Here is a 958-nt window from a genome sequence, read left to right as displayed (position 1 = left end):
GTACAGTTTGGTATCAACCCGAAAGATGGTCGTATGGTCATCATCGAGATGAACCCGCGTGTATCTCGCTCTTCTGCTCTGGCATCAAAAGCAACAGGTTTCCCAATCGCTAAGATTGCGGCGAAACTGGCTGTTGGCTTTACTCTAGACGAGCTGCAAAACGACATTACAGGTGGTGCAACTCCGGCATCATTCGAACCTACTATCGACTACGTAGTGACCAAGATTCCTCGTTTTAACTTCGAGAAATTTGCTGGCGCTAACGATCGCCTGACGACTCAGATGAAGTCAGTTGGTGAGGTAATGGCGATTGGTCGTAACCAACAAGAATCTCTTCACAAAGCATTACGTGGCCTAGAGGTTGGCGCGACTGGCTTTGATGAGATGGTTGACCTAGATGCACCTGACGCATTAACTAAGATTCGTCACGAACTAAAAGAAGCTGGCGCAGAGCGTATCTGGTATATCGCAGATGCATTCCGTGCGGGCATGTCAGTGGATGGCGTGTTTAACCTGACGAACATTGATCGCTGGTTCCTAGTTCAAATTGAAGAGCTAGTTAAACTAGAAGAGCAAGTGAAAGCCGGTGGCTTTGCTGGTCTAACAGAAGAAGTTCTACGCCAGATGAAACGTAAAGGTTTCTCTGATGCGCGCCTATCTAAACTGTTAGGTGTGGCTGAAAGCGAAATCCGTCGTCTACGTGACCAGTTTGACATCCACCCTGTCTACAAGCGAGTGGATACGTGTGCGGCTGAGTTCTCTTCTGATACGGCTTACATGTACTCATCTTACGATGAAGAATGTGAAGCAAACCCAACAGATAAAGACAAGATCATGGTACTGGGCGGTGGTCCAAACCGTATCGGTCAAGGTATCGAATTCGACTACTGTTGTGTACATGCATCACTAGCGCTTCGTGAAGATGGCTACGAAACCATTATGGTGATCTGTAACCCAG

Annotated in this window: 1 pseudogene; it reads left to right on the top strand. The window is 47.5% G+C overall.

Going from position 1 to position 958, the window contains the following annotated elements:
• Positions 1–958: pseudogene (carB, locus tag R7040_RS25075) on the top strand (carbamoyl phosphate synthase large subunit); the annotation flags it as partial.

This window comes from Vibrio sp. 1069, from assembly GCF_033340555.1.
The sequence above is the reverse complement of the archived record's forward strand: the minus strand, read 5'-3'. Positions and strand labels throughout refer to the sequence as shown.